The 25,977-nt window shown below is 68.9% G+C and carries 30 protein-coding genes; 12 read left to right on the top strand and 18 right to left on the bottom strand.

Features of this window, described 5'->3' with window-relative positions:
* Positions 1-8: 8 nt before the first annotated feature.
* From ftsA to murC, 6 genes are read right to left on the bottom strand one after another with little or no spacing between them, the layout of a single operon-like run.
* A complete protein-coding gene (gene ftsA / locus E4M01_RS13105; RefSeq protein WP_245158304.1) occupies positions 9-1,334 on the bottom strand; it encodes a cell division protein FtsA in 1,326 nt (441 codons plus the stop codon).
* A 19-nt stretch (positions 1,335-1,353) separates the two neighbouring features.
* Positions 1,354-2,220: a cell division protein FtsQ/DivIB gene (locus tag E4M01_RS13110; RefSeq protein ID WP_135065260.1), complete on the bottom strand. Its 867-nt coding sequence runs from the start codon at positions 2,218-2,220 to the stop codon at positions 1,354-1,356.
* The gene (locus tag E4M01_RS13115; RefSeq protein WP_135065263.1) at positions 2,208-3,143 is read right to left on the bottom strand and encodes a D-alanine--D-alanine ligase; all 936 of its coding nucleotides are present in this window, start codon (positions 3,141-3,143) and stop codon (positions 2,208-2,210) included. The genes E4M01_RS13110 and E4M01_RS13115 overlap by 13 nt, the downstream gene beginning before the upstream one ends.
* Before the next feature lie 8 nt (positions 3,144-3,151).
* The gene (gene murB, locus E4M01_RS13120; protein ID WP_135065267.1) at positions 3,152-4,075 is read right to left on the bottom strand and encodes a UDP-N-acetylmuramate dehydrogenase; all 924 of its coding nucleotides are present in this window, start codon (positions 4,073-4,075) and stop codon (positions 3,152-3,154) included.
* Positions 4,072-4,593 carry a DUF4375 domain-containing protein gene (locus tag E4M01_RS13125; protein ID WP_135065270.1) on the bottom strand — a complete coding sequence of 174 codons (522 nt, stop codon included), beginning with the start codon at positions 4,591-4,593 and terminating at the stop codon, positions 4,072-4,074. The genes murB and E4M01_RS13125 overlap by 4 nt, the downstream gene beginning before the upstream one ends.
* The gene (gene murC / locus E4M01_RS13130; RefSeq protein WP_135065273.1) at positions 4,590-6,035 is read right to left on the bottom strand and encodes a UDP-N-acetylmuramate--L-alanine ligase; all 1,446 of its coding nucleotides are present in this window, start codon (positions 6,033-6,035) and stop codon (positions 4,590-4,592) included. The genes E4M01_RS13125 and murC overlap by 4 nt, the downstream gene beginning before the upstream one ends.
* A gap of 139 nt (positions 6,036-6,174) precedes the next feature.
* On the opposite strand from murC, the gene E4M01_RS13135 reads away from it, so the two are divergent.
* The 4 genes from E4M01_RS13135 to E4M01_RS13150 all read left to right on the top strand — a co-directional run bounded on the left by E4M01_RS13135 (position 6,175) and on the right by E4M01_RS13150 (position 12,923).
* Positions 6,175-8,253, top strand: coding sequence for a catalase (locus E4M01_RS13135; RefSeq protein ID WP_135065276.1), 2,079 nt, complete (start codon positions 6,175-6,177; stop codon positions 8,251-8,253).
* A gap of 100 nt (positions 8,254-8,353) precedes the next feature.
* A complete protein-coding gene (locus E4M01_RS13140) occupies positions 8,354-9,433 on the top strand; it encodes a site-specific DNA-methyltransferase (protein WP_135065279.1) in 1,080 nt (359 codons plus the stop codon).
* Between the two features lie 138 nt (positions 9,434-9,571).
* Positions 9,572-10,687, top strand: a complete 1,116-nt coding sequence (locus E4M01_RS13145) for a glycosyltransferase family 4 protein (protein WP_135065282.1) — start codon at positions 9,572-9,574, stop codon at positions 10,685-10,687.
* 88 nt (positions 10,688-10,775) lie between these two features.
* Positions 10,776-12,923, top strand: a complete 2,148-nt coding sequence (locus E4M01_RS13150; protein WP_135065285.1) for an amylo-alpha-1,6-glucosidase — start codon at positions 10,776-10,778, stop codon at positions 12,921-12,923.
* A 32-nt stretch (positions 12,924-12,955) separates the two neighbouring features.
* Here E4M01_RS13150 and mutY read toward each other — a convergent pair whose 3' ends face one another.
* Positions 12,956-13,969 (bottom strand): A/G-specific adenine glycosylase, encoded by a 1,014-nt coding sequence (gene mutY, locus E4M01_RS13155; RefSeq protein WP_135065288.1) that lies wholly within the window; start codon positions 13,967-13,969, stop codon positions 12,956-12,958.
* 48 nt (positions 13,970-14,017) lie between these two features.
* Here mutY and E4M01_RS13160 point away from each other — a divergent pair, with 48 nt between their 5' ends.
* Together E4M01_RS13160 and E4M01_RS13165 are read left to right on the top strand one after the other, a co-directional pair.
* Positions 14,018-14,572, top strand: coding sequence for a DUF721 domain-containing protein (locus tag E4M01_RS13160; RefSeq protein ID WP_135065291.1), 555 nt, complete (start codon positions 14,018-14,020; stop codon positions 14,570-14,572).
* A complete protein-coding gene (locus tag E4M01_RS13165; protein ID WP_135065294.1) occupies positions 14,565-14,843 on the top strand; it encodes a YdeI/OmpD-associated family protein in 279 nt (92 codons plus the stop codon). The genes E4M01_RS13160 and E4M01_RS13165 overlap by 8 nt, the downstream gene beginning before the upstream one ends.
* Before the next feature lie 82 nt (positions 14,844-14,925).
* Here the strand turns inward: E4M01_RS13165 and E4M01_RS13170 are convergent, their stop codons facing one another.
* Positions 14,926-15,372: a hypothetical protein gene (locus tag E4M01_RS13170; RefSeq protein WP_135065297.1), complete on the bottom strand. Its 447-nt coding sequence runs from the start codon at positions 15,370-15,372 to the stop codon at positions 14,926-14,928.
* 313 nt (positions 15,373-15,685) lie between these two features.
* Here E4M01_RS13170 and E4M01_RS13175 point away from each other — a divergent pair, with 313 nt between their 5' ends.
* From E4M01_RS13175 to E4M01_RS13200, 6 genes are all read left to right on the top strand, one after another.
* The gene (locus E4M01_RS13175) at positions 15,686-15,871 is read left to right on the top strand and encodes a hypothetical protein (protein ID WP_135065300.1); all 186 of its coding nucleotides are present in this window, start codon (positions 15,686-15,688) and stop codon (positions 15,869-15,871) included.
* Positions 15,872-16,087: 216 nt separating this feature from the next.
* Positions 16,088-16,741: a thioredoxin domain-containing protein gene (locus E4M01_RS13180; RefSeq protein WP_135065302.1), complete on the top strand. Its 654-nt coding sequence runs from the start codon at positions 16,088-16,090 to the stop codon at positions 16,739-16,741.
* Positions 16,742-16,761: 20 nt separating this feature from the next.
* Positions 16,762-17,373 (top strand): thioredoxin domain-containing protein, encoded by a 612-nt coding sequence (locus tag E4M01_RS13185; protein WP_245158305.1) that lies wholly within the window; start codon positions 16,762-16,764, stop codon positions 17,371-17,373.
* A 2-nt stretch (positions 17,374-17,375) separates the two neighbouring features.
* A complete protein-coding gene (locus E4M01_RS13190; protein ID WP_135065308.1) occupies positions 17,376-18,011 on the top strand; it encodes a thioredoxin domain-containing protein in 636 nt (211 codons plus the stop codon).
* Positions 18,012-18,021: 10 nt separating this feature from the next.
* Complete coding sequence (gene smc / locus E4M01_RS13195) at positions 18,022-21,459, top strand: chromosome segregation protein SMC (protein WP_135065311.1); 3,438 nt, start codon at positions 18,022-18,024, stop codon at positions 21,457-21,459.
* Positions 21,456-21,875, top strand: a complete 420-nt coding sequence (locus tag E4M01_RS13200) for a hypothetical protein (protein ID WP_135065314.1) — start codon at positions 21,456-21,458, stop codon at positions 21,873-21,875. The genes smc and E4M01_RS13200 overlap by 4 nt, the downstream gene beginning before the upstream one ends.
* Before the next feature lie 148 nt (positions 21,876-22,023).
* Here the strand turns inward: E4M01_RS13200 and E4M01_RS13205 are convergent, their stop codons facing one another.
* The 10 genes from E4M01_RS13205 to E4M01_RS13250 are packed head-to-tail and all read right to left on the bottom strand — an operon-like array spanning position 22,024 to position 25,956.
* Positions 22,024-22,221, bottom strand: coding sequence for a helix-turn-helix domain-containing protein (locus E4M01_RS13205; protein WP_135065316.1), 198 nt, complete (start codon positions 22,219-22,221; stop codon positions 22,024-22,026).
* Positions 22,218-22,643: a thermonuclease family protein gene (locus E4M01_RS13210; protein ID WP_135065319.1), complete on the bottom strand. Its 426-nt coding sequence runs from the start codon at positions 22,641-22,643 to the stop codon at positions 22,218-22,220. The genes E4M01_RS13205 and E4M01_RS13210 overlap by 4 nt, the downstream gene beginning before the upstream one ends.
* Positions 22,640-22,960 carry a hypothetical protein gene (locus tag E4M01_RS13215; RefSeq protein WP_135065322.1) on the bottom strand — a complete coding sequence of 107 codons (321 nt, stop codon included), beginning with the start codon at positions 22,958-22,960 and terminating at the stop codon, positions 22,640-22,642. Before E4M01_RS13215 ends, E4M01_RS13210 begins: the two co-directional genes overlap by 4 nt.
* Positions 22,957-23,460 carry a helix-turn-helix transcriptional regulator gene (locus E4M01_RS13220; RefSeq protein ID WP_135280333.1) on the bottom strand — a complete coding sequence of 168 codons (504 nt, stop codon included), beginning with the start codon at positions 23,458-23,460 and terminating at the stop codon, positions 22,957-22,959. Before E4M01_RS13220 ends, E4M01_RS13215 begins: the two co-directional genes overlap by 4 nt.
* A gap of 23 nt (positions 23,461-23,483) precedes the next feature.
* Positions 23,484-23,747 carry a DUF4326 domain-containing protein gene (locus E4M01_RS13225; protein WP_135065328.1) on the bottom strand — a complete coding sequence of 88 codons (264 nt, stop codon included), beginning with the start codon at positions 23,745-23,747 and terminating at the stop codon, positions 23,484-23,486.
* The gene (locus E4M01_RS13230; RefSeq protein ID WP_135065331.1) at positions 23,747-24,505 is read right to left on the bottom strand and encodes a hypothetical protein; all 759 of its coding nucleotides are present in this window, start codon (positions 24,503-24,505) and stop codon (positions 23,747-23,749) included. Before E4M01_RS13230 ends, E4M01_RS13225 begins: the two co-directional genes overlap by 1 nt.
* On the bottom strand, positions 24,502-24,690 hold the full coding sequence (locus tag E4M01_RS13235) for a hypothetical protein (RefSeq protein ID WP_135065334.1): 189 nt from the start codon (positions 24,688-24,690) through the stop codon (positions 24,502-24,504). Before E4M01_RS13235 ends, E4M01_RS13230 begins: the two co-directional genes overlap by 4 nt.
* Positions 24,687-25,040, bottom strand: a complete 354-nt coding sequence (locus E4M01_RS13240; RefSeq protein ID WP_135065337.1) for a hypothetical protein — start codon at positions 25,038-25,040, stop codon at positions 24,687-24,689. Before E4M01_RS13240 ends, E4M01_RS13235 begins: the two co-directional genes overlap by 4 nt.
* On the bottom strand, positions 25,037-25,690 hold the full coding sequence (locus tag E4M01_RS13245) for a hypothetical protein (RefSeq protein WP_135065340.1): 654 nt from the start codon (positions 25,688-25,690) through the stop codon (positions 25,037-25,039). Before E4M01_RS13245 ends, E4M01_RS13240 begins: the two co-directional genes overlap by 4 nt.
* Positions 25,687-25,956: an NIL domain-containing protein gene (locus E4M01_RS13250; RefSeq protein ID WP_135065343.1), complete on the bottom strand. Its 270-nt coding sequence runs from the start codon at positions 25,954-25,956 to the stop codon at positions 25,687-25,689. Before E4M01_RS13250 ends, E4M01_RS13245 begins: the two co-directional genes overlap by 4 nt.
* Positions 25,957-25,977 lie beyond the last annotated feature (21 nt).

A 25,977-nucleotide genomic window follows, 5' to 3' on the forward strand; every position in this document is an offset into this window, starting at 1 on the left:
TGCGGCGACTACAGGTTCTCGCGCAGCCAGCCGGCGATGCGGGCCACCGGGCCGCCGCGGTGGATGCGCGGGGCGTCGGCGGCCGTGATCTGACGCGACATCAGCTTGCGGGCCGAAACCGCTTCACGCGGGCCGTAAGCCGCGCGCAGCAGCACGCCGGCGGCCGAGCAGAAGGCCGGGCCCGAGGCAGCGTCGGCCATGTGCGGCGCGCGCTGCGGCCGGCCCAGGCGGACGGGACAGTCGAACACGCGCACGGCTAGCTCTCGCACGCCGTTCAGCTGGCTGGCGCCGCCGGTCAGGACCAGACCCGCGCCCGGCTCCAGGCCGTGGCCCGAGGCGCGCAGACGGTCGCGCAGCAGCTCCAGCGTCTCTTCGACACGCGGGGCGATAACGGTCTTGAGCATGGCGCGCGGCACGATGACGGGCCCGGATTCCAGGTCCTCGCCGCGCGGCGGGGCCTCGAGCATTTCGCGGTCTTCGTTGGCGCTGGCCATGGCCGAGCCGTGCAGGGTCTTCAGCCGCTCGGCCCCGGCGCGCGAGGTCGACAGGCCGCGCGCGATATCGGCCGTGACGTGGTCGCCGCCGACGTTGACGGACTCGACGTGCAGCAGAGAGCGCCCGCCCCAGACGGCCGCCGAGGTCGATCCGCCGCCCATGTCGATGCAGACGCAGCCCAGGTCCATTTCGTCCTCCTCCAGCGCGGCGAGCGAGGAGACGACGGGGGCGGCGACGACGCCCTGAAGGTCCAGGTGCGCCAGCTCCAGACAATGGCCCAGCGCGTTGAAGGCGCCCTCGGCCATGGAGACGACCAGAAGGTCCAGGCCCAGCGAGCCGCCGCGCATGGCGCGCGGATCGCGCACGCCGCGCGCGCCGTCCACCGACCAGGCGACGGGCAGGACGTGGATCGGGCGACGGTTCGGCAGGCGGATCTGGTCCAGCGCCATGGCGATGGCGCGCGCCAGGTCGGCGTCGCCGATCGGATTGGCGCCCAGGGACACCTTGGCCCGCACGCGGTGGCTGGCCATCTGGCCGATGGCTGTGGAGACGACCACGCCCGACACCGGCGCGCCGGCCGCGCGCTCGGCGCGTTCGACGGCCTGGCCGATGGCCTGGGCGGTTTCGTCCATGTTGATGATGGCGCCGCCCTTCACCCCCTTGGACTGAATGTGGCTGGCGCCGGCCACGCGAATGGTGCGGTCGGCGTGACGCACGCCGTCAGGCTTCATGATGAAGCAGGCGACCTTGGACTGGCCCAGGTCCAGGGCGGCCACCACCGGCGCGCGCGTCTGGGCCTTCAGCCCGTCCTGTCCCATTTCGCGATCCCGCACGGCCATTACGCCACAATCCTTCTCATCACGCCGCGCCCTCGGTCGGCCGCACGGCGACCGTCTCGGGTGTTCTCAGATCGACCCGGGCAAAGCCCAGGTCCAAAAGCCGCTCGCGCTGATCCAGCGCGTCGAGGCGGATCAGGGCCGCCTCCTGATCCAGGGCCGGAAGCTGCACCAGACCGCCGTCCTTCAGACGCAGGTCCCAACGGCGCTCATCCACCCGCACCAGGGCGTCGACGCGGCCCATCAGGCGCGGGCGCTGGGCCAGCAGGGGCAGGATTTCGACGGCGGCCTCGTCGGCGCCCTTGCCGACGATCAGCGGCAGTTCGGGGTGGCGGCCGGCGTCGGCGCCCTGGATGACCTCGCCCGAGGCGTCGATGACGTGGGCCTGGCCCGCCATCTGCCAGACGGCCAGACGGTCATGCTCGACCACGTCGACGATCAGGGTGTCGGGCAGCAGGCGAACCACGCGCGCCGACTTGACCCAGCCCACGGCCTCGACCTGCTGGCGCAGGGCGTCCAGGTCCAGGGTGGCGATGGACTGGCCCTGACGAAGCGCCAGCGCCCTCTGCACGGCGGGCTGCGCCTCCGCCGAGGCCCCGGTGACGTGCACGCGCTTCAGCCCCAAGCCCATGCCGATGGTCACGTTCTCGACGGTGCGGTCGAAAGAGGCGCCGATGCGCTCGGCCCGCGCGCCGGTGGCCAGGACCACGCCCAGCACCGCGACGCTAGCGATCAGCAGACCGCCGACCACGCGCGGCGTCAGGTCCAGCCGGCCGATGGCGGCGGCCTTTCCGGGAACGGCGGCGTAATGGGACGGTCCGCCCCGGCCAGAGCGCGGAGCCGCGGACTTTGAACCCTGTCGCCGACCGCCGCGCACTACCGCGGGCATGAGGCGTCCTCCACCATCCACCGAACCAGATCTTGAAAACCCAACCCGACGTGGGCGGCCTGCTCCGGAACGAGGGAGGTCGGCGTCATGCCCGGCTGGGTGTTGACCTCCAAGAGAACGAGAACGTCCTTAACATCGTCATAACGATAGTCGGATCGCGTCACCCCGCGGCAGCCCAGGGCGACGTGCGCCTGTTCCGCTAGACGCAGGCAGCGCTCGAAGACGGCGGGCGGCAGCGCCGCGGGCAGCTGGTGGACCGAGCCGCCCGGCGCATATTTGGCTTCGTAGTCGTAGAAGCCCTTGGTGGGCGTGATGTCGGTCACGGTCAGGGCGCGCGGCCCGTCGGCCTCGCCGAGCACAGTGACGCACAGTTCCTTGCCCGCCACGAAGGGCTCGACCATGACCTGCTCGCCATAGGTCCAGTCGTCGGCGCCGGGCGCCGCGCTGGGCGCATCGCCCTCCCGCACCAGATAGACGCCCACCGACGAGCCCTCGGCGTTCGGCTTGATGACATAGGGCGGATCGATCACGTGGCGGCGCGCCACTTCGCGCCGATCGAACAGGCCGCCGCCAGGCACGGGCACGCCCGCGCTGCGCAGCACCGACTTGCACTTGTCCTTGTCCATGGTCAGGGCCGAGGCCAGGACGCCGGAGTGGGTGTAGGGGATGTTCAGCGTCTCCAGCACGCCCTGGACGCAGCCGTCTTCGCCCCAGTCGCCGTGCAGGGCGTTGAAGACGACGTCGGGCTTCAGCTCGGCCAGCACCTGGGCCAGGTCGCGCCCGGCGTCCACGCGGGTCACGCGATAGCCGCAGGCCTGAAGCGCATCGGCGCATTCACGGCCCGAACTCAGCGACACCTCCCGCTCGGACGACAGTCCGCCCAGCAGGACGGCGACGTGGGCATTCGCGGGATAGCGGGACATGGGTGAACTCAGAGCGGGCGGCCGATCCTCTTGATCTCCCAATCAAGGTTTACGCCGAGTTTACTTTTCACGTCCGCACGCACGGTTTCGCCCAGATTCTCGAGATCGGCGGCCGTGGCCTCGCCCGGATTGATCATGAAGTTGGAGTGCAGCTCGCTGAACTTGGCGCCGCCTCCTCCATGAGGCGTAGGCGCGGCGTGCAGCTTGCCGCGCCAGCCCGCCTCGTCGACGAGCTTCCAGGACGAATGGCCGGGCGGGTTCTTGAAGGTCGAGCCGCCCGTCTTTTCGCGGATCGGCTGGGTCTGTTCGCGGCGGCTGGTGATCTCGTCGATGCGGGCCTGGACGGCGGCGGGCTCGTCGGGCGTCCCGCGATAGGTCGCCTCGACCCAGATGATGTCGGCCGGCGCCTGGGAATGGCGATAGGTGTAGCCGAAGTCCGCCAGCGCGTAGTCCACCCGCTCGCCCGCGCGCGTCAGACCCCAGGCGCAGACCAGAACGTCCTTGGTCTCGGCTCCGTAGCAGCCCGCATTCATGGTCAGGGCGCCGCCGACCGCGCCGGGGATGCCGGCGTAGAACTCCAGCCCCGCCAGCCCCGCCTTGGCCGAAGCCCGCGCCACCATCGCATCCAGCGCGCCCGCGCCCGCGATGATCGTGTCGCCTTCAATCGTCACCTGGCCCCAGGCGCGCCCGGCCAGGCGGATGACCACGCCCTCGATCCCGCCGTCGCGCACGATGACGTTGGAGCCGACGCCCAGCACGGTCACGGGAACCGCCGGGTCCAACGCCTTGAGAAAGTCCGCCAAATCTTCGGCGTCGGCCGGGATGAACAGCACCTCGGCGGCGCCGCCGACCCGGAACCAGGTGAAGGGGCTGAGCGGCTCGTCCCGCAGCAGCTTGCCGCGCACGGACGGGAGGGTGTCGCGCCAGGTCATGCCGAGAGGCCTTCCGAATAACGATTGGCGGAAGCGAGATACCCCCCGCCCTCTTCTTTCAGCAGCTTCCAAAACAGCGCATTGGGCAAGTTCAGCAGCGGCCCCGCCAACGACAGGTCGGCGGCGTTCTCGTCCGGAAACTGGGCGTAGAAGGCGTCTTCATGAGCACCCAGCCAGTCATTCCTCGCTTCCTTGTCACGCGGATACTCGGGGCCGAACGCAGCGACCAGTTCCGCGACGACGGCGCCGGCCCTGGGCATCGCGATCGCCACGAACCCTTGCGCGGCCTCGGGCGCCAGCACGCCAGTGGAGTTCATGAAAAACTGTTCGAAGCCGCCATTGTTGACTTCACTCTGAAGCCAATGCGTGACGAGCAGAGGCCTCACAGCCTCCGGGACGGCTTCAAGATCGCGAAGGAAGACCGCGCCGCCGTCGTAGATGCTGACGGTTTCCCAATAGGGTTGATAGACCTTCTGGTAGGGCTCGGGTCGGCCCATCAAGCGCGAGAGGAAGCTCACCCCAGCGCCTCCAGCTGCGCCGGCAGGGCGTAGGCCCAGCTGGTGATGTCGCCGGCGCCCAGCAGCACGACGATGTCGCCGGACTTGGCCTCTTCGCGGATCAGGCGCGGCAGGACGGCCGCGTTTTCCAGCGCCTGGACATGGCGATGGCCGTAGCGGCGCGCGCCCTCGACCAGGGCGTGCTTGTCCACACCTTCGATCGGGGCCTCGCCGGCCGGATAGACGTCGGCGACGATGACGCTGTCGGCGTCCGAGAAGCAGGTCGAGAACTCGTCCATCAGGTCGCGCAGTCGGGTGTAGCGGTGGGGCTGGACCACGGCGACGACGCGGCCGGATTCTTCGCCGCGATTGGCGACCTGGCGCGCGGCCTTCAGCACCGCCGCGATCTCGACCGGGTGGTGGCCGTAGTCGTCGATGATGCGCACGCCGTCGACCACGCCGGTAGTGGTGAAGCGCCGCTTGACCCCGCCGAAGCCGGCCAGGCCCTTGCGAATAGAGGCGTCGTCGACGCCCAGCTCGCGCGCCACGGCGATGGCGGCGAGGGCGTTGGAGACATTGTGCCAGCCGGCCATGGGCAGATGCAGACCCTCGATGCGGATCGGTTCTTCCAGAGCCGCCAGGCCCTGCTGCTGGATCAGCACGTCGAAGCGCGCCCCGTCCGGCGCCATGTCCACATTGACCGCCCGGACCATGGCCTGGGGGTTCAGCCCATAGGTCACCAGCCGCCGGTTATCGACGCCGGCCACCAGCCGCTGCACCTCGGGATGGTCCAGACAGACGGCCGCGAAGCCGTAGAAGGGAATGTTCTCGACGAAATCCAGAAAGGCGCGGCGCACCCCGTCGAAGTCGCCGTAATGGTCCAGATGCTCGGGATCGATGTTGGTGACGATCGCGACCGTCGACTTCAGGCGCAGGAAGCTGCCGTCGCTCTCGTCGGCCTCGACCACGATCCAGTCGCCGTCGCCGACCTTGGCGTTGGTGCCATAGGCGTTGATGATGCCGCCGTTGACCACCGTCGGATCCAGCCCGCCCGCGTCCAGCAGGGCGGCAACCATCGAGGTCGTCGTGGTCTTGCCGTGGGTGCCCGCCACGCCGATCGAGAACTGCAGGCGCATCAGCTCGGCCAGCATCTCGGCCCGGCGCACGACCGGAATGCGCCGCTCACGCGCGACCTTCAGCTCGGGATTGTCCGGCTTCACGGCCGTGGAATGCACCACGGCAGAGACGCCATCGGTCACATGGGCGGCGTCGTGACCGATGAAGATGCGCGCGCCCAGGCTTTCCAGCCGCTCGGTGTTGGCCGACGCTCTGGCGTCCGAGCCATGCACCACATAGCCGATCTTGAGCATGATTTCGGCGATGCCGCTCATGCCGATGCCCCCGATGCCCACAAGGTGCACCGGGCCGATGTCGAAGGGAACGGGACGAAGACGAGCGATCATGGCGGCGTCATAGACCGCTCGCCCGCGGCTGCGAAGGGCGCGGAGGCCTGCGGCGAAAGATTCCCGCCAGGGCTTGTGACAATCGCAGCCCCCGCGCGTTCCCCGTCCAGCATCGGCACGATGCCGAAGGGAAATCTCTATGACTGACAAGACTGACGCCCCGCGCACCGGCGCAGGCGGCGAACTGCATCAGAGCGCCTCGGCGCCCGAGGCCCGCACCACGACCAACCACGGCGCGCCGATCAGCGACAACCAGAACTCGCTCAAGGCCGGCTCGCGCGGTTCGACCCTGCTGGAGGACTTCATCCTTCGCGAGAAGATCCAGCACTTCGACCACGAGCGGATTCCCGAGCGGATCGTCCACGCCCGCGGCTCGGCCGCCCACGGCTATTTCGAGCTGACCGAAAGCCTGGCCGACTTCACCACCGCCAAGGTGCTGACCGAGGTCGGCAAGAAGACCGAGGTCTTCACCCGCTTCTCCACCGTCGCCGGCGGCGCCGGCTCGGTCGACACGCCGCGCGACGTGCGCGGCTTCGCGGTCAAGTTCTACACCACCGAGGGCAACTGGGATCTGGTTGGCAACAACATCCCGGTCTTCTTCATCCAGGACGCGATCAAGTTCCCCGACCTGATCCACGCCGTGAAGATGGAGGCTGATCGCGGCTATCCGCAGGCCGCCAGCGCGCACGACACCTTCTGGGACTTCATCGGCCTGATGCCCGAGAGCACCCACATGGTGATGTGGGCCATGTCGGACCGGACCATTCCGCGGTCGCTGCGCATGATCGAGGGCTTCGGCGTCAACACCTTCCGGCTGATCAACGCCGAGGGCGAACCCACCTTCGTCAAGTTCCACTGGCGGCCCAAGCTGGGCACGCAATCGACCTGCTGGGACGAGGCGGTCAAGATCGCCGGGGCCGATCCCGACTATCACCGCCGCGACCTGTTCGAAGCCATCGACCAGGGCGACTTCCCCGAGTGGGAGTTCGGCGTTCAGCTGCTGAGCCAGGCCGAGGCCGACGCCCTGCCCTTCGACATCCTGGACGCCACCAAGCTGATCCCGGAAGAGGATCATCCAATCCGCGTGGTCGGCCGCATGGTGCTGGACCGCAACCCGGACAACTTCTTCGCCGAGACCGAACAGGTCGCCTTCCTGCCGACCAACATCGTACCGGGCGTCGACTTCTCGGAAGACCCACTGCTGCAGGGTCGGCTGTTCTCCTATCAGGACACGCAGCTGTCGCGCCTGGGCACGGTCAATTTCCACCAGCTGCCGATCAACCAGGCCAAGGGCTGCCCCTTCCAGAACTTCCAGCGCGACGGCCAGATGCAGACCCAGGTCTTCAAGGGTCGCGCCAACTATGAGCCGAACAGCCTGGCCGAGGCCGGCGAAGACGGCGGCCCGAGCGAAGACCCCAAGGGCGGTTTCCGCACTGCGCCGATCCCGCTGGAAGGCGAAAAGGTCCGCCTGCGCGCCGAAAGCTTCGCCGACCACTACAGCCAGGCGCGGCTGTTCTTCCGATCTCAGACCGAGATCGAACAGGCGCACATGGCCAGCGCCCTGGTGTTCGAACTGTCCAAGGTGTCGCTGGCCCATGTGCGCGAGCGCGTGCTGTCCAACCTGCAGAACGTGGACAAGACCCTGGCCCAACGGGTCGCGGACGGCCTGAACCTGCCGCTGCCCGCGGCGTCGGATCCGGCGGTCGCGCCCATCGACCTGGACGCCTCGCCTGCCCTACGCATAGTCGGCAAGTATCCGGACACGCTGGAGGGCCGCAAGGTCGCCATCCTGGTCGCCGACGAGTCCGACGGCGCGGTCGTCGAGGCGGTGCGCAAGGCCGTCGAAGGCGACGGCGGCTCGGTCTTCATCGTCGCGGCCAAGATCGGCGGCGCCAAACTTAAGGACGGCTCCACCCTGGCCGCCGACGGCCAGCTGGCGGGCAGCCCCTCTGTGCTGTTCGACGCGGTCGCCATCGTCCTGTCCGACGAAGGCTGCGCCATGCTGCTGAAGGAAGGCGCAGCGGTCGATTTCGCTAAGGACGCCTTCGGTCACCTGAAGGCGATAGGTCACACCCCTCAGGCCCAGCCCCTGCTGGACAAGGCGGGCGTCGAGCCGGACGACGGCGTGGTCGATCTGTCGGGCAAGGCCGACGGCTTCATCGAACCGGCCCGCACCCGCCAATGGGATCGCGAGCCCAAGGTGCGCATGCTCGCCTGACCGACTCCCCGCCCGGATCGTCGTCGATCTGGGCGGGGATCAACACTGCCTTAACCGTAAGGATTCACCATCGCGGCTCTTGTCCACGGGGCCGCGTTCCATGTCCGATCTTCCCATTGACGTCGTGCTGCGCGGCGACTGCATCGAGCGGCTGAAGGCCCTGCCCGACGCGTCGGTGGACATGGTCTTCGCCGACCCGCCCTATAATCTGCAGCTGGGAGGCGACCTGCTGCGGCCCGACAACAGCGTGGTGGACGCCGTCGACGACGACTGGGACAAGTTCGACAGCTTCGCGACCTACGACGCCTTCACCCGCGCCTGGCTGACCGAATGCCGCCGCGTGCTCAAGCCCGAGGGCTCGATCTGGGTGATTGGCAGCTACCACAACGTCTTCCGCCTGGGCTCCGCGATCCAGGACCTGGGCTTCTGGGTGCTGAACGACATCATCTGGCGCAAGTCCAATCCGATGCCGAACTTCAAGGGCACGCGTTTCACCAACGCCCACGAGACCCTGATCTGGGCGGCGCGCTCACGCGAGCAGAAGCGCTACACCTTCAACTACGACGCCCTGAAAGCCTTCAACGAAGACACCCAGATGCGCTCCGACTGGACCTTCGCCCTGTGCACCGGCGAGGAGCGGTTGAAGGACGCCGACGGCAAGAAGGCCCATCCGACCCAGAAACCCGAGGCCCTGCTGCACCGCGTGCTGCTGTCGGCCACCCGGCCCGGCGACGTGGTGCTGGACCCCTTCTTCGGCACCGGGACGACGGGCGCGGCCGCCAAACGGCTGGGCCGCCACTTCATCGGCATCGAGCGCGACGAGGCCTACGCCGACCTGGCCGAGGCGCGCATCAAGGCGGTGATCCCCGCCGCGGCCGATGACCTGAAGGTCATGGGCTCCAAGAAGTCCGAGCCCAAGGTGCCGTTCGGCGCCCTTGTGGAAGCCGGTCTGCTGGCGCCGGGCGAAACCCTGTACTGCCCCAAAGGCGAGCGCATGGCGCGGGTGCGGGCCGACGGCTCACTGATCTCGGGCGCGTTGACCGGCTCGATCCACAAGCTGGGCGCGCTGCTGGAGAATGCGCCCGCCTGCAACGGCTGGACCTACTGGCGGTTCAAATCCGACCAGGGACTGAAGTCGATCGACGCCCTGAGAGCCGAGATTCGCGCCGGGATGCAATGACCGGAACCGGACATATGTAACGGCTGTAAGCCCCTATCTTTTCGGCGAAAATTTGCATGGTGCGATGCGGAACCGTGACAGGCTGTCGCGGGTTTCCAGATTCTGGCGCCCGGCTGTCGCGGGCGCGGGAGCTTCCGCATGAAAATCGCCCAGGTCACCCCGCTGTACGAAGCCGTGCCGCCCAAGCTGTATGGCGGCACTGAACGGGTCGTCGCCCACCTGACCGACGCCCTGGTGGACCTGGGGCACGAAGTCACCCTGTTCGCCTCGGCCGACGCCGAGACCCGGGCGCGCTTGATTCCGGTGCGCGATCAGGCGATCCGGCTGGACCCCGCCCCGCTGAAATCCGACCTGGCGGCCCACCTGGTCATGCTGTCCGAAGTGCTGCGGCGCGCCGACGAGTTCGACGTCATCCACTTCCACACCGACATGGTGCAGTTCCCGCTGTTCGAGCGCTACGCCGACAAGACCCTGACCACCCTGCACGGCCGCCTGGACATGAAGGACATCGGCGGCGTCTACGAACGCTGGCCGCAGTTCGGACTGGTCTCCATCTCCGACGATCAGCGCCGGCCGCTGGCCTCGGCCAACTGGAAGGCGACCGTGCATCATGGGATGCCGGGCGACCTGTATCGCTTCTCGCCCCAATCAGAGGGCTATCTGGCCTTCCTGGGCCGCATCTCGCCTGAGAAGCGCCCGGACCGCGCCATTGAGATCGCCACCAAGCTGGGCAAGCGCCTGAAGATGGCGGCCAAGGTCGATGCGGCCGACAAGGTCTATTGGGAGACGGTCATCAAGCCGATGGTCGACGGCAATCCGCTGATCGAGTTCATCGGCGAGATCGGCGATCATCAGAAGTCGGACTTCCTCGGCGGCGCCGAGGCCCTGCTGTTCCCCATCGACTGGCCCGAACCCTTCGGCCTGGTGATGATCGAGGCCATGGCCTGCGGCACGCCCGTCGTGGCCTTCCGCTGCGGCTCGACGCCCGAGGTGATCGAGGACGGCGCCACCGGCTTTCTGGTCGACACCCTGGAGCAGGCCGTGGCCGCCGCAGGCCGGGCGCATCTTCTGGACCGCGAGGCGATCCGCGCCCGGTTCGACCTGCGCTTCTCCTCGACCGCCATGGCCCGGCGCTATCTGGACGTCTACGGCGACCTGCTGGCCCGTCGCCCCTTCGCCGAAACGCCGCTGGACGACCGCATTGCGCCGTTGCGCGTGGCGAATGAAGAGCGGGTCTTTCTGGCCCGCGGCTGAAGACCGGTTTCCGACAAAGGCCCCGGAACGGCCACGCGGCCTCCGCATTCCGCAGTGACCCTCAGCCCTCGCCTTGGCCGGAGACCTCATGGACGACGCCTATCCGGTGCAGACGCCCGCCGTTGAGACCGTCGAGCAGGATGGTCTCGAGCGCCTGATGGCGCTCAAGTCGGGCGACGCCTTCGTCGTGGCCGACGGCTGGGGCGACATGCGCGGCGGGGCCGACGGCCTGTTCGACAACGATACGCGCATGCTCTCGCGCCTGATCATGACCGTAGGCGGCCAGCGCCCGTCGCGGCTGAGCTCGGGCGTCAGCCAGGACAACGTCTTCTTCACCTGCCATTCGACCAACAGGCCCCTGCCCCCCATGGGCAAGCGGTCGACGCCCGGCGGGGTTCTGCACATCGAGCGGCGGCGCTTCGTCTGGGACCGCCGGCTTTTCGAGAAGATCACCATCGCCAACCATGGCGTCGAAGAGGTGTGGATGCCGCTGGCGTTCGACTTCGCCGCCGACTTCGCCGACATCTTCGAAGTGCGTGGCACCGCCCGCGCCAAGCGCGGCAAGGCCGAGCCGCCTCGACATGACGGTCGGCGCGTGACCTTCCGTTACACCGGCCTGGACGATGTCGAGCGCATGAGCTGCCTCGCCTTTTCCGAGCCCCCGGCCCGGCTGACGGGCGGCCGCGCGGAGTTCATGTTCAGCCTCGGCCCGAACGCCCGCACGGAGATGTTCGTCGAATGCGGCATCGATGCGTGCGAGGCGCCCGACGAGGCGCGCTGGCGGGTCGCCGCGCTTCAGGCCCGGCTGGCGATGCGCGCCAAGCGCCGGCGCGGCGCCTCGGTGCGCGGCCCGCGCAGTCCGCGCTTCAACGATTTCCTTGAACAGTCCCGCGCCGACGTGGCGCTTTTGACCACCGACCTGCCGACCGGCCCCTACCCCTATGCGGGCGTGCCGTGGTTCTCGACGCCGTTCGGGCGCGACGGGATCATCACCGCCTGGCAGATGCTGTGGCTGGATCCCAGCCTGGCGCGCGGCGTGCTGACCTATCTGGCCAGCCGTCAGGCGACCGAGGTCTCGGCCTTCATGGACGCCGCGCCGGGCAAGATCATGCACGAGACGCGCGGCGGCGAGATGAGCGCGCTCGGCGAGGTGCCGTTCGGCCTCTACTACGGCGGGGTGGACACCACCTGCCTGTTCATCGCCCTGGCCGGCGCCTACTGCCGTCGAACCGGCGACCAAGACCTGATCCGCGCCCTGTGGCCCAATCTGGTCGCGGCGGCCGGCTGGATGACCGATTACGGCGACTACAACGGCGATGGGCTGATCAGCTATCAGCGCGGCGCGGACACCGGCCTGTCGAACCAGGGCTGGAAGGACTCCGAGGACGCCATCTTCCACCGGGACGGCCGCTTTCCCAAGGGCCCGATCGCGCTGCTGGAGGTGCAGGGCTACGCCTACGCCGCCTGGCAGGCCATGGCCGATCTCGCCGAACTGACCGGACAGGCGGGCGCCGACAGCTATCGCGTCAAGGCCGAGCGCACGCGCCAGCTGGTCGAGGACCGCTTCTGGATGGAGGACGAAGGCTTCTACGCCATCGCCCTGGACGGCGACGGCGAGCAGTGCCGATCCATCGGCTCCAACGCCGGGCACCTGCTGTTCACCGGCCTGCCGTCGGCCGAGCGCGCCAGGCGGGTCACGCGCCGGATGCTGTCGTCGGAGTTCCGCTCGGGCTGGGGCGTGCGCACCCTGGCCAAGGGCCAGTCGCGCTTCAATCCGATGAGCTACCACAACGGCTCCGTCTGGCCGCACGACACGGCCATGGCGGCGGCGGGCATGGCCCGCTACGGCGAGCGGCGCGCGGTCGCCATGCTGCTAGGCGAGATCAACGCCGCCGCCGCCCACTTCAACCTGCGCCTGCCCGAACTGTTCTGCGGATTCGAGCGCCAGACCGGCGAGCCGCCGATCGCCTATCCCGTCGCCTGCCTGCCCCAGGCCTGGGCCGCGGGGTCGGTCTTCCTGATGCTCCAGGCGTCGCTGGGCCTGTCGGTCGACGCCTGCGCCGGAATCATCGAGGTCGACCGGCCCATGCTGCCTCCCGGCATCGACCGGCTGAACGTCACGCGGCTGGAGGTGGGCGGCGGTCAGATGGACCTGGGCTTCCAGCGTGTCGACGGACATGTCGTGGTCATGCCGCGCGAAAGGGATGACCGGATCAGCGTTCGGGTGCTCGGCTGACGTGTCTTGCTTCTCCCCCGAGGGGAGAAGGGTCAGGCGAGCGCTCTCTCCAAGGCTTTTCTGAACACCGTGGGCAGGCCGGCACGCCCGTCCTCCACCGACATCCAGACGAACGCGCCGTCGCCCGTCGCGACATGGACCGTCAGGTCCAGCGCGAAGTGGGTGAAAACGTGTTCGACTGATCCCGCCGCGCGCCAGACTGCGGCGACCGGCGGCGAAGGCGCGGGCGCGGCGCTCCAATCCGAAGTCGGCAGACCCAGCATGCCGCCCAGCAGCCCCTTGGCCGGACGGCGCACCAGGGCGACGCGGCCCTGTCCGTCCAGCAGCACATAGGCGTGGCCGAAGCGCTGCGGCCGCTGCGCCTTCGGCGTCTTCACCGGAAACCGCTCGGGCGCGCCGGTCGCCAGGCCCTGGCAGGCGAAGGCGACGGGGCAGCGCTCGCACAGGGGTGACTTGGGTCGGCAGACGGTCGCGCCGAGGTCCATCAGCGCCTGGGCCCAGTCGCCCGGCCGTTCATCCGTCACGAACTCGGCGGCCAGGCGGCGCAGTTCCGGCCGGGCAGCGGGCACAGGCGTCTGAACCGCGAACAGCCGCGCCATGACCCGTTCGACATTGCCGTCCACCACATTGGCCGCCTGGTCGAAGGCGATGGCGGCCACGGCGGCGGCGGTGTAGGCGCCCACGCCGGGAAGGGCCAGCAGGCCCGCTTCGCTGTCGGGAAAGATGCCGCCGTGATCGCGCGCCACCGCGCGGGCGCAGGCCAGCAGATTGCGGGCGCGGGCGTAGTAGCCCAGCCCGGCCCAGGCGGCCATCACCTCGCCGTCCTCGGCCGCGGCCAGATCGCCGACGGTCGGCCAGCGCGTCGTGAAGGCGGCATAGTAGGGCGCGGCGTGGGCCGTCGTGGTCTGCTGCAGCATCACTTCCGACAGCCAGACGCGATACGGGTCGGGCCGCGCGTCCGAACCCGGCGGGACGCGCCACGGCAGGCTGCGGGCCTCGCGGTCGTACCAGTCGATCAGGGCGCGGCGAACGGCGACAACATCCATCGCCCGACCATGTAGTGCGCCGCGCGTCCAAGGGATATGGTCTGTCCCATGCGCCGCCCCCTGCCCACGGAAGCCGAAGCCCGCGACATCCTGGCGCGCCGTCGCACGCGCCCGCCGATGCGGCCGGCTCCGCGCGCCGGCAAGGCCCTGACCGGCCTGATCCGCGAATTGGACGAAAAGTTTGGTCGCGGCGCCGAGGCGCTGGAGCCGCGCTGGCGCGAGATCGTCGGAGACAGGCTGGCGCGGGTCACGCGACCACAGAAGCTGACGCGCGGGCGTGGCGGGGCGGGCGGGACGCTGGAGCTGCGGGTCGCGGGCGCGGCAGCCTTGCTTGTGCAGCATCAGTCCGAGGAAATCCTGTCGCGGGTGAACCTGTTCCTGGGGCCGGGCGCGGTGGCGAAACTCAGGATCGCCCAAGGCCCGGTGAAGCCGCTGGCCGAACGCGAACGGCCCCGCCCCGCGCGGGCCGCCACGCCCCCGCCGCTGGACGCCGCCGAGGCGAGGCGGCTGGAGGCGGACCTGGCCGATGCGCCCGAAGTCCTGCGCGGAGCGCTGGCCCGACTGGCCCGCGCCGTGAAGACGAACCGACACGAGCATGACTGAGGCCAGAACCCTGTCGGCGCCCAGCGGCGGGGTGGTTCACGACCTGCCGGACGATCTGCGCCAAGTACTGTGCGGTGACCCGGCCGCCCTGGAGCGCTGGGAGGACATCACTCCGCTGGCGCGCAACGAGTGGATCTGCTGGGTCCAATCCGTCAAACGGCCGGAGACGCGACGCAAGCACCTCGCGCGGGTGACCGAAGACCTAAACGCCGGCAAACGTCGCCCCTGCTGCTGGCCCGGCTGCCCGCATCGGGACCGGACGGGGAGGTGAGGCGCGGACGTTTTGGATCGGCGCCGCCCGAAGTCGTCTTTTTCGCCGATGTTCGAACTCTGCTTTCGACCCATTGCGGACGTTAGCCGAACTGTCGTGCGTGCAGATACAGAGCCAAGTAGCGCGCGTGGCGGCCCCAATGAACATAGAGCAGGCGGAAGAACCAATGTGCATCATCAAGGCCGATGTTCTCGGCGCGCCACACAATTTCACGCATGTCAGACGTTAGATCGCAGAGGTCATCTATTGCGTCGCCTGTGAGCTCGGCCTCCCCGAACGATGCTGTTGGGTCAGCAGCGGGGTAAAAGCCGTAAGCAGGGAAACGGCCCGCGACCTGCTTGTTCAGCGCTTCTTTGTCGGGGCTTGGAGGCTCTAGATCAGTTTCTGCTGCGCCCTTTTCCGGGGTTGCCGCGTAGGCTCCGAGAAGGCGGTCGAGTGCGGCTAAGAGCTCTAAGTCCGTCGGAGCTTCACCACTCCAAACCACGTCGAGAAAGTGGACTGCGGCTGCTACACTAGGCGACGGTTCCATACCTTAAGCTGGCATGTTGGTTCCGCTCGTTCAACGTCCGGTTCCCACCCTTAGCGGAAACAGCCAGCGTCCGTTGTCCGGTCCGAAGCCCAATGTCTGCTCACGGCGGCGAAGCCGAGGACCGCATTCGACCCATTGCGGACATGAAACGGCACCTGCAATCTGAGCTATGCCGAAAGCTCAAACGCCCTTGCCACCGGAAGACCCAGCACCTTTGTCAGGAGAGGAGGAGCGGTTCGTCCTCGCAACTATTCGTGCCTACTACGGCCCAGACGCAGTGGTGCGGAACTGGGGTCCAGACCCAAGGCACCTCATGCTTCACGTCGAAAGCGACAAGGAAGACAGCCTCGCTCGCCATGAATGTCTCGGTGTGCTGATGTGCGACATCGTGCGCGATCAGATCACTTTAGAGTCGACCAAGCGAGGGCAGCGCATCTGGGGAGGGGCCAAGATCGCTTATCGGCAGGGTGTCATCTTACCGACGACAGTCAGCGGCTAGTTGCTGAGCGTCCGCTTTCCACCTTATCCGACCTTTAGCAGGACCGCTTTCAGCCGCGATGGCTCAATCCGGGCTTGACCGCCCGGCCGTCGTGCCTTGATTGGGGGATCGGCGACCGGGACGGCCAAAATCCGCCTTACCTGTCGTCAAAAACCAGCGGTGCGATGACGTCTCCGGAATCGCCGATGATCCGCCTCTAGCGATGGAAGACGACGCATGCGCGCCAAGCTGAACCGATACGCCGACATGAGCCGCCGCGCGGCTCTGAGCGCCGCCGCCCTGGCGAGCATGGCCCTGATGGCCGGTTGCGGCGGAAACGCCGGCGGGGCCGCCGAGGGCGACATGGCGATGGGCGCGGCCGAGGGCGCCAAGGTGACGGTGGTCGAATACGCCTCGGTGACCTGCGTCCACTGCGCCGCCTGGCACACCAACACCTGGCCGGCGTTCAAGGCCAAATACGTCGACACCAATCAGGTCCGTTTCGTGCTGCGCGAGCTGCCGACGCCGCCGGCCGACATCGCCACGGCCGGTTTCATGATCGCCCGCTGCGCCGGCGACGACCGCTACTTCGATGTCGTGCATCATCTGATGGACACCCAGGGCGAGTTGTTCTCGGGCGCTGTCCAGCCGCGCGACTGGCTGCTGCGCACGGCCAACGCCGTGGGCATGACCGAGGAGCAGTTCCAGACCTGTCTGGCCGACCCCGAGGGCGTCGCCGCCATGGAGCGCCGCATCCAGGTCGCCCGCGACCAGGGCGTGACCGGCACCCCGGCCTTCTACGTCAACGGCAAGGTTGTTCAGTCCTCGGGCGGCGAGGGCGCCAGCCTGGAAGACCTGTCGGCGGTCATCGATCCGCTGCTGGCGGGTTGACGGTCATGAGGGGGGCGACGATGAGCAGGCGTGGGCTGGGCGGAGCCGCTTTGGCGGCGGCCGCGCTGATGCTGGCTGCGTGCGGCGGCGGGTCCGGCAAGGCCCCGGCCGAGGGCGACATGGCGATGGGCGCGGCCGAGGGCGCCAAGGTGACGGTGGTCGAATACGCTTCGGTCACCTGCGGCGCCTGCGCCCAATGGCATTCCGAGGTGTGGCCTGCGTTCAAGGCCAAGTACGTCGACACCAACCAGGTGCGGTTCGTCTTTCGCGAGTTTCCCACGCCGCCGGCCGACATCGCCGTGGCCGGCTTTCTGGTGGCGCGCTGCGCGGGGTCGGATCAGTATTTCGACGTGGTCGGCAAGATCATGGACGCCCAGCCGGAAATCTTCGGCGGGGCGCCGCCGCGTGATGTTCTGGTCCGCATCGCCCGCGAGGCCGGGCTGAACGAGCAGCAGTTCACACAATGCGTCACCAATCCCGAGGCTGTGGCCGCCGCCGAGGCTCGGACCCAGGCCGCGAGAGCGGCGGGGATCACCGCCACCCCCACCTTCCTGATCAACGGCCAGATGGTTGCGGATCGGTCGCTGTCGGGTCTGTCGGCGGCCATCGATCCTCTGCTGGCGGGCGAATAGCGATGCGCCGCGTCCTTCTCCTGGCGGCCGCCCTGATGCTGGCGAGCCCGGCGACGGCCCAGACCCAGCTGGCCGCGCCTTCGCAGACCCCTGCGACCCCGCCCGCAGCGCACGCCAATGACCGGGTGCTGGGACGCGCCGACGCTCCGGTCACGGTGATCGAATACGCCAGCTTTACCTGCCACCTCTGCGGCGACTGGCATCAACTGGTCCTTCCCGAGTTCAAGCGGCGGTTCATCGACACCGGACGAGTGAAGCTGGTGTTCCGCAACCTGCCCACGGCACCGGCCGAGCTGTCGTTCCCTGCCGCAGCCCTGGCGCGATGCGCGGCACCGGAGCGCTTCTTTGACACGACGGCCGCCTTGTTCGGCGGCCAGGCCGCCCTGTTCAACGGCGGCAGCCAGGACGCTTGGTACGAAGCCGCCGTCGCCGCCAGCGGCCGGACGCGGGCTCAGATCGACGCCTGCGTCGCTCGCCCGGAAATCCGCCGGCTGATCGAGACCGAGGCCGATCAGGCGCGCGCCGCCGGGGTCCAGGGCACGCCGGCCTTCTTCGTCAACGGGCGGCGCGTCAACGACCGCAGCCTGGGCGGGCTGGAGTTCGCCATCCGCGACGCCGAAGCCGCGGCGGGGCGCTGACGGACGGGCGATGCAGTTCCAGCGCCTCAGGCTCGTCGGATTCAAGTCGTTCGTCGAACCGGCCGAGGTGCAGATCGAGCCGGGGCTGACCGGCATTGTCGGCCCGAACGGCTGCGGCAAGTCCAACGTGCTGGAGAGCCTGCGCTGGGTCATGGGCGCCAACTCGGCCAAGGCCATGCGCGGCCAGGGCATGGACGACGTCATCTTCGCCGGCGCCTCGGGCCGCCCGCCGCGCAACCACGCCGAAGTCCAGCTGACCATCGACAATGCGCAGCGCCGCGCGCCCCAGCCCTTCACCGACAGTGCGGTGCTGGAGGTCTCGCGCCGCATCGACCGAGGCCAGGGCTCGACCTATCGGATCAACGGCAAGGAGGTTCGGGCGCGCGATGTGCAGCTGCTGTTCGCCGACGCCTCGACCGGCGCCAACTCGCCCGCCCTGGTGCGCCAGGGCCAGATCAGCGAACTGATCGCCGCCAAGCCCCAGAACCGGCGTCGCATCCTTGAGGAAGCCGGCGGCGTCGCTGGCCTGCACACGCGCCGGCACGAGGCCGAGCTGCGCCTCAAGGCGGCCGAGACCAATCTGGAGCGGCTGGACGACATCGGGCGCGAGCTGGAGACCGCACTGAACCGGCTGAAGCGCGAGGCGCGCCAGGCCGAGAAGTACAAGAAGATCTCGGCCGAGATTCGCGCCTTGCAGGCCGCGCTGCTCTACGTCCGCTGGAACGACGCGCGGGTCGCCGCCGAGGCCGCCGCCAGCGAGCTGCGCGAGGCCGACCGCGCGGTCGCCGAGACGACCACCGCCGCCGCCGCCGCACAGACAGCCGCCCTGACCGCTCAGGAAGGGCTGAAGCCGGCCCGCGAAGAGGATGCGGTCGCCACCGCCCTGCTGAACCGCGCGACCATAGAGCGCGACCGCCTCGACATGGCCGAACAGGCGGCCCGCGCCGAGGTCGAGCGCCTGAAGGCCGAGGCCGCCCGCATCGCCGCCGATCAGGAGCGCGAGGGCCGCATGGCCGGCGACGCCCAGCGCGAGCTGGAGCGGCTGGACGGCGAACTGGCGCGCCTCAAGGCCGAAATCGCCGCAGCGCCTCAGCGTGGGCCTGAGCTCGAGACGGCGCTGTCCGCCGCAGAAGAGGCCCGCAGGGCGGAGGACGCCGAGGTCGAGCGCGTCGCCGGCACCCTGGCGGCCGCCGAGGCGCGCGCCAACGCCGAAACCGCGCGCCGCCGCGACGCCGAGGCCCGCCTGTCGCGCGTTCAAGCCCAGCAAGACCAGGCGAGGCGCGAGCGCGAGGCCCTGGGTCCGCTCGAGACTCCCGAACTGGAGCCCGCCCGCCTGGCCCTGGAGACCGCCCAGGCCGAGCTGGCCGCCGCTCGCGAGGCGGTGGAGGCGGCCGAGACCGCACGCGGCGACCTGGCCCGCGCCGAGCAAGAGGCCCGCACAGAGGCCCGCGCCGCCGAAGACCGCCTGGGTCGGCTGCAGACCGAGGCGCGCGGCCTGGCCCAGCTGCTGGTCTCGGCCAAGCGCGACTATCCGCCAGCTTTGGACAAGGTCGCGGCCGCCAAGGGCTATGAGGCGGCCCTGGCCGCCGCTCTGGGCGACGATCTGGACGCCGCGCTCGATCCTCGCGCTCCGGCCCACTGGGCGGGCGCCCAGGCCGCGCCGCCGACCTGGCCGGCGGGCGTCGAGCCCCTGTCGGACCACGTCCAGGCGCCCCAGGCCCTGAGGGCGCGCCTGGCCCTGTGCGGCGTCGCCGACCGGGCGCGCGCGGCCGAGCTGGCCGCCGACCTGCCCCCCGGCGCCCGCCTGGCGACGCGCGAGGGCGACCTGTACCGCTGGGACGGCTTCGTCAGCCGAGCCGAAGCCCCGCGCCCCGCCGCCGTCCGCCTCGCCCAGCGCACCCGGCTGGCCGAGCTTGAGGACGAAATCGACCGCGGCAAACCGGCCCTGGAGCAGGCGCAGGGTCGTCAGAAGGCCGCCGCCGAAGCCTTCCGCGCCGCCGAGGAAGCGGTAAAGAGCGCCCGCCTCAAGCCCTTCGCCGCCGACAAGGCCCTGACCGGCGCGCGCGATCGCGTCGAGGCCCTGACGCGCGAGCAGACCCGCCGGGAAGCCCGCGCCCAGGCCCTGGACGAGACCGTCGCCCGTCTCGCGGTCGAGGTCGACGAGGCCCGCGGCGCGCTCGAGGCGGCCCAGAGCATCGACACGAAGTCCGAAACCCTGATCGAGCTGAAGGGCGAGCTGTCCGCCGCCCGCGCCAGGGCCGACGCCGCGCGCCAGGCCGCCCAGACGGCGCGGTCCCAGCGTGACGAGGAGGCCCGCGACCGCGCCGGCCGTGAGCAGCGCCTGGGCGCCCTGACCCGCGCGCAGGAGGGCTGGACATCGCGCGCCAAGGACAGCGCCCAGCGCGTCGCCGCGCTTGAGAAGGACGCCGACAAGACCGCCGCCCTGCTGGCCCAGGCCGAGGTCGCGCCGCTGGGCTTCGCCGAGCAACGTGGGCGGCTGATGGACTCTCTGCTGGCCGCCGAGGCGCGCAAGCAGGCGGCGTCCGACGCCGTCGCCGTGGCCGAGGCCGCCGCGACCGAGGCCGACCGCGCCGCGCGCGCATCCGACGCCGCCGCGTCCCAGGCGCGCGAGGCCCGCGCCGGCCTGGCCGCCCGCGCCGAGGCGGCGGCGGAGAAGCTGTCGGACGCCGAGACTACAGTGCGCGAAACGGCGCAGATGTCGCCGCATGAACTGGGTCAGAAGCTGACCGACGACGCCATCGCCCGACCGCCGGACGCGGCGGGCGCCGAAAGCCTGCTGTACGGGCTGGAGCGCGAACGCGAGGCCCTGGGCGCCGTCAATCTGCGCGCCGAGGACGAGGCGGCAGAGTATGGCGAGCGGTTGAACAGCATGAAGTCCGAGCGCATCGACCTGACCCAGGCGATCGCGAAACTTCGCGACGGCATCGACGAGTTGAACGCCGAGGGCCGAGAGCGGCTGGTCGCCGCCTTCGACATCATCAACGCCAACTTCAAGGCCCTGTTCGAGGCCCTGTTCGGCGGCGGCCAGGCCGAGCTGAAGCTGGTCGAGAGCGACGACCCGCTGGAGGCGGGCCTGGAGATCTACGCCTGCCCGCCGGGCAAGCGGCTGTCGGTCATGAGCCTGATGTCGGGTGGCGAGCAGGCGCTGACGGCGGCGGCGCTGATCTTCGGCGTCTTCCTGGCCAATCCGGCGCCGGTCTGCGTGCTGGACGAGGTGGACGCGCCGCTGGACGACGCCAACGTCGACCGCTTCTGCCGCATGCTGGACGAGATGCGCAAACGCACCGACACCCGCTTCATCGTCATCACCCACAACCCGGTGACCATGAGCCGGATGGACCGCCTGTACGGCGTCACCATGCCCGAACGCGGCATGAGCCAGCTGGTCAGCGTCGATCTGAACCAGGCCGAGACCCTGGTCGCATGATCGCCCTGGCCCTGGCTCTGCTGGCCGGCGAGCCGCGCCTTGTGGAGACCGGCGTCGGCCGCTTCGCCCATTACGCCGATGTGGCCTCCCTCGAACGCCAGGGCGATCAGGCCCGCATGCGCGCGCTGCAGGTCGCCGAGGCCGGCTTCAGCGTGGGCGAGGTCGTCTATGTCGGCGGCTGGTCTTGGTGGGCGTTCGACTGCGCAGCCCAGACCGCCGACCGTCTGGACTTCGCCGCCCTGCGGGCCGACGGGACGGAGGGTCCGGCGACGCCCGACGCCTCCCCGCCCTACCCCGCCGCGCCCGGAGGCGACGCCGCCGAACTCATGATGGTGGCCTGCGCCGAAGCAGACTGGGCAGACACATTGTCGCTTGCGGACGCCATCCTGAGGGGCCAGGCGGCGCTGGAGGACTAGATCAGCCCGAGCGCCCTTGGACCGGACCTCAAAGTCGGGAGGGGCGACGGCGGCGTTCAGAGGCCGGTGGCGGAGAGGGGGGGATTAGAAGCCTCTAGGCGTGGCGGGTGTTTGCGGCCCGCCGAGCGCTTCCGCCCTAAAACGCGCCCTAAGCCGCGTGACCGATTGCTCCGAAGTGGCGCTCCAGCTCCGAGCGTGGAATGAACACCCTCCGACCCCGGCGCCGGGCCTGGATCTCGCCCGAGTTGACCATGGCCGACAGGGTGCAGCGGCTCGCGCCGGTGGCCAGCACAGCCTCGCGGTAGGTGTAGGCCAGCTTGAACCCGTTGTCGTTCGCCGCGGTCATCGCGTGTCCCTCCACAGTCCCCTTCCCTGCCGGCGAGCTTCGGCCTCGAGGCGACGATAGCGGGCGCCGTAGCGAGGATCGGCAATGGCCAGGCCTTCGGTGATGAGCGTCCCGCCGATGTCCCGCCCCGAGGCGGTGCAGACGGCGACGATCCGGCCGTAGCGGTCGCGGTCCTCTACACGGCACCGGGCGCCGCCCTGCGCAAGCTGACGGGCGCGCTGGGTGGCTGGGGCGGCATAGGCCCGGCCGGTGGTGGAGCAGGCCCAGATGGCGGGCTGCTGACGGCAGCGGGTGTGCGGGGCGACCTCGCCTGCGTCGACACCCGCCAGGCGCACGCGGTGGTTCTCTCCGTCAGCCGTGCGGCACCGGCCGGAATCGCCGTCTGAGAAAGCCAGGGTGGCGCAGATCAGAATCTCGATCATGCTGGCCACCCCGACTTCGCGGTGAAGACGTTGGAAGTCGGATCGACCGTCAGGGCAGAAGCGAGATAGCCTGCATTCATCATGGCCTCTGCGCTCTCATCGGCAACGCAGATCGTTGGCTCCAGATCACCATGACCACAACAACACCCCGTCGTGCGGATACCCATGCGCCAGAGCTCGGTGATTTCCAGCGCAAGACAGGCATCAACGCATATTCCGCGCCCGTCAGGTCTGACCAGGAACGGCGGCGGCACAAGCTCAACTTGAGCATCATATGAGCCCATGCCCACGCGCCGGCAGGTGCAGGAGCGGATCATACCTCGTCGTCCTTCTGATACCTGGAGGCCAAGTGTCGTAACTTCCTGCTAAGCCGATTGTCGGCCTTGATCTTCGCGCGCCTCAGCAGGTGCCTCACTGTGCGCACGCTCGATCCGTCCCGCGCCGCTATTTCGGCTAGCGTCAGTCCAGCCTTGCGGAGTGACAACGCCCGATCCTGCCTGGGTGAGTTGCTCCGCCGCTTCGAGCGTTCGAGATGAACGTCCATCATTCCCCTCCTTCGCTCTCCGGGGGGGGGTGGGGCGTTGCGCTGGACAGTGATGGACCAGTCACCAGCTTGAACGCCCTTCACATGGAACCCCTCAAGGCTTGTCGTGAACGTCTCCGCGTTGGACTCAAAGGCCATGCGGGCGGCCTCTTTCAGCCCCATTAGCATCAAGCCAAGCCGACGCTCTCCATCGTCACGCCACTCGGTTTGGGACCAGTCGGTGACTGTCTGAGCAAACCGGCGGAAATCGCGGCCTAGCTCTTCATCGGTCATTTCTGGCCAGTAACGCTCCTCGCTCATGACCCGCCCTCGGGGGCGCTGGACAGGGCTGCTAGAACATCGCCGTGACAAGCTTTCGGAGCGCACCAGCAGCCGAGCGTCTTTCCGCGAAGCTCTGGAAGCGCCGCCATCAGGTCCGGTCGCGTCAGAACGTGTTCGCGGTATTTTTCGATCACCTCGCCGCGCGTCCCATCGCGGCCAATCTCAAACGGATTGCCCCATTTGCTCGGCCGACCGATGTAAACATCGTAAGGCTCGCGCTTGCAGTGGACCACGCCCATCACGAGCCTCCCTTCGCTGAGAGGGCGGGGGCGGCGTAAGCCATGCCGGCGCGCCAAGCGTCCTGCATATCCTCCCAGTCGAACTGATCTCCCGACAGGTCGCCGCCGAAGCGGCCCTTCATCCAGAGTGTCGCGGCACCTTGTGTTTCCTCTCGGTCCTCCCCACCCCTCGCGGCGGCAGGCTCCGGTGTGGGGGCGGCGTAGCCTAGGTCTGACAAGAACAGTCGGGCTTCGGTCAGCGCCTTCTGAACCTCTTCATGGTCTGTGGGCAGCGCCTTCATGCGGGCAATGTGTGACCTTGCTCGGTCCTGCCAGAAGCCGGGTTCCTCTCGCTCTGCTTGGCGTTCAGCGGCGCACGTCATGGCGTGCAGAAACTGCGCGTCTGACACCGCTACAGGGGCGGGGCGGGAGAGCGCGGCGAGGCGGTGTGCCGTCACGTCGAGCGTGATGTAGGCCTCGCGGATCATGTTCTCTTCGTCCGTGAGGTTCTCGGCTTCCAGATACTTCGGAAGGCCGTAGATCAGTTGCTCGTATGCGGCGTGAAGGTCGGAAGCGATCTTGAACGCGCTGTCCTCCCTCTCCCCGCCAGGGGTGGCGGCGGGACGGGCGGCGCGAAGGTATTCGGTGATCACGGCGCGCGCGAACTTCTCCTGGCCCATGACGAAATCAGGATCGAAGCCATGCAGCGAGCAAAGATTGTGCGCGATGGCCTCCAAGGCTTGCGGCGGCACGACCACGGTGTCGGGGGTGGTGGTCATTGCGGCCTCCAGAGGATTTCGCCGGTCAGGGCGCAGGTGATTTTCAGGGTGCCTGGGTTGCACTCCGCATGGGCTGAAAGGTCATCGTAAAGCGGCAGGTCCAGCGGGTAGTAGAACCCCTCGCGGTGGAAGATCAGCGGGCGCATCGGCCCACGGTCGGGGGTGGCGGGGGCTTGGGGGGTCATTTCGGGTGCCTTTTAAATCCAGCCGGAACAGGCCACGCTGCTGGCGGTCGTTCCTGGCGCTTGTCGTCGGAAACCATCACGGCGAAACCTTTGGCCAGATGGCTGTTCTTGCTCATCCACGCGCGCGCTTCGTTCAGGTCTTCGGCGGCTCGATATGTGTGGGCGTAGAGGCCTTGAGAGCCGACTTCACGCGACAGCACACCGGCGTTGACCGCCTCCTCAAGAGCCCGTCGCGCTCTGTCTGTGACGTTCCAAGGCGTCTGAAAGGTCAGTGTCGTCTTGACCCCGAACGAAAGGTGGCCCGCGCACATCAGCTTGGCGTCGTCGCTTAGTCCGTCAAACTTCCTCATTCCGACCTCCCCGGCGTAGGGATGGCGGACAGGGCTTGGCGGGCGCGCGCATGCCCGACTTGACCAAGAGAGATTAGAGTTCCGCGCAGATAGTTCTCATGTTTTGGGTCTGCGCTGTTCGATGGCATTGGCGACTGCGCGCCAATGTCTCGGAGATCGTTCGCCGCCCGCTCCAAAGCCTCCCGCAACGCTGCGACCTGGGCTTCGGCGGCCTTGCGCTTCGCGAACTCGTAATCGGCCTGCTGCTGATAGATTTCACCGTCTCGCGCGGCGGCATCGAGGGCAGCGGCGGCAGAGGCCTGGGTGACGAGCAGATGGTTCAGCGCGACCTTTTCATCAGGTGACAGCCGAGGGCGGCTTGGGTCACCCGCGAAGGTCGAGTGCAGAAGGTCTTGCAGAACGATCAGCCCCGCGTCCACGCCCTTGTCAGCATCGGCGGGGCGGGTGGAGAGGGCTTTGGCGCGGTCGGGATAGTTCAGGCGCACCCACTCGGCGGCACTCTCAAGGCTGGCCTCGCCGTTGATGCGGCGGATCAGGACATCGAGGACCGAGTTGAGGTCCGACATCGCGCCTTCGTAGTTGAGGTCGTAGCCTTCCCCCGACACCCCCTCTGCGCGGCGGTCGGCTTCGGCGGTGGGGAGGGCTGTCATGCGAATCCTCCCAAAGAGTTTCGTTCGTTGCGGCTGGACAGGAAGCGCAAGACAGCCTCGGCGGCGTCGGGCGTGAGGCCGCGCAAACTGATCGCCACGCCCCCAACCGGACGGCCGTCAATGTGGTCGATCTGCACGCGGGCGCTGACATCGGGTCGGGCATAGAATGACCGGCTGTCTTCATCCGGGCGCTGCCCTACGAATGCTGGAATGCCAGCAGCCTGACGCAGGCGATCCTCAAGTTCATCTACAGGAAAACGGCTCACTGCTTCACCTCAGTCAGAGGG

The sequence above is a fragment of the Brevundimonas sp. MF30-B genome (genome assembly GCF_004683885.1).
GTDB lineage: Bacteria > Pseudomonadota > Alphaproteobacteria > Caulobacterales > Caulobacteraceae > Brevundimonas.

Coding starts and splice junctions, on each gene's coding strand:
- ftsA (WP_245158304.1), bottom strand. CDS start 1,334: ATGGCCGTGCGGGATCGCGAAATGGGACAGGACGGGCTGAAGGCCCAG.
- E4M01_RS13110 (WP_135065260.1), bottom strand. CDS start 2,220: ATGCCCGCGGTAGTGCGCGGCGGTCGGCGACAGGGTTCAAAGTCCGCG.
- E4M01_RS13115 (WP_135065263.1), bottom strand. CDS start 3,143: ATGTCCCGCTATCCCGCGAATGCCCACGTCGCCGTCCTGCTGGGCGGA.
- murB (WP_135065267.1), bottom strand. CDS start 4,075: ATGACCTGGCGCGACACCCTCCCGTCCGTGCGCGGCAAGCTGCTGCGG.
- murC (WP_135065273.1), bottom strand. CDS start 6,035: ATGATCGCTCGTCTTCGTCCCGTTCCCTTCGACATCGGCCCGGTGCAC.
- E4M01_RS13135 (WP_135065276.1), top strand. CDS start 6,175: ATGACTGACAAGACTGACGCCCCGCGCACCGGCGCAGGCGGCGAACTG.
- E4M01_RS13140 (WP_135065279.1), top strand. CDS start 8,354: ATGTCCGATCTTCCCATTGACGTCGTGCTGCGCGGCGACTGCATCGAG.
- E4M01_RS13145 (WP_135065282.1), top strand. CDS start 9,572: ATGAAAATCGCCCAGGTCACCCCGCTGTACGAAGCCGTGCCGCCCAAG.
- E4M01_RS13150 (WP_135065285.1), top strand. CDS start 10,776: ATGGACGACGCCTATCCGGTGCAGACGCCCGCCGTTGAGACCGTCGAG.
- mutY (WP_135065288.1), bottom strand. CDS start 13,969: ATGGATGTTGTCGCCGTTCGCCGCGCCCTGATCGACTGGTACGACCGC.
- E4M01_RS13160 (WP_135065291.1), top strand. CDS start 14,018: ATGCGCCGCCCCCTGCCCACGGAAGCCGAAGCCCGCGACATCCTGGCG.
- E4M01_RS13165 (WP_135065294.1), top strand. CDS start 14,565: ATGACTGAGGCCAGAACCCTGTCGGCGCCCAGCGGCGGGGTGGTTCAC.
- E4M01_RS13170 (WP_135065297.1), bottom strand. CDS start 15,372: ATGGAACCGTCGCCTAGTGTAGCAGCCGCAGTCCACTTTCTCGACGTG.
- E4M01_RS13175 (WP_135065300.1), top strand. CDS start 15,686: ATGCTTCACGTCGAAAGCGACAAGGAAGACAGCCTCGCTCGCCATGAA.
- E4M01_RS13180 (WP_135065302.1), top strand. CDS start 16,088: ATGCGCGCCAAGCTGAACCGATACGCCGACATGAGCCGCCGCGCGGCT.
- E4M01_RS13185 (WP_245158305.1), top strand. CDS start 16,762: ATGAGCAGGCGTGGGCTGGGCGGAGCCGCTTTGGCGGCGGCCGCGCTG.
- E4M01_RS13190 (WP_135065308.1), top strand. CDS start 17,376: ATGCGCCGCGTCCTTCTCCTGGCGGCCGCCCTGATGCTGGCGAGCCCG.
- smc (WP_135065311.1), top strand. CDS start 18,022: ATGCAGTTCCAGCGCCTCAGGCTCGTCGGATTCAAGTCGTTCGTCGAA.
- E4M01_RS13200 (WP_135065314.1), top strand. CDS start 21,456: ATGATCGCCCTGGCCCTGGCTCTGCTGGCCGGCGAGCCGCGCCTTGTG.
- E4M01_RS13205 (WP_135065316.1), bottom strand. CDS start 22,221: ATGACCGCGGCGAACGACAACGGGTTCAAGCTGGCCTACACCTACCGC.
- E4M01_RS13210 (WP_135065319.1), bottom strand. CDS start 22,643: ATGATCGAGATTCTGATCTGCGCCACCCTGGCTTTCTCAGACGGCGAT.
- E4M01_RS13215 (WP_135065322.1), bottom strand. CDS start 22,960: ATGATCCGCTCCTGCACCTGCCGGCGCGTGGGCATGGGCTCATATGAT.
- E4M01_RS13220 (WP_135280333.1), bottom strand. CDS start 23,460: ATGACCGATGAAGAGCTAGGCCGCGATTTCCGCCGGTTTGCTCAGACA.
- E4M01_RS13225 (WP_135065328.1), bottom strand. CDS start 23,747: ATGGGCGTGGTCCACTGCAAGCGCGAGCCTTACGATGTTTACATCGGT.
- E4M01_RS13230 (WP_135065331.1), bottom strand. CDS start 24,505: ATGACCACCACCCCCGACACCGTGGTCGTGCCGCCGCAAGCCTTGGAG.
- E4M01_RS13235 (WP_135065334.1), bottom strand. CDS start 24,690: ATGACCCCCCAAGCCCCCGCCACCCCCGACCGTGGGCCGATGCGCCCG.
- E4M01_RS13240 (WP_135065337.1), bottom strand. CDS start 25,040: ATGAGGAAGTTTGACGGACTAAGCGACGACGCCAAGCTGATGTGCGCG.
- E4M01_RS13245 (WP_135065340.1), bottom strand. CDS start 25,690: ATGACAGCCCTCCCCACCGCCGAAGCCGACCGCCGCGCAGAGGGGGTG.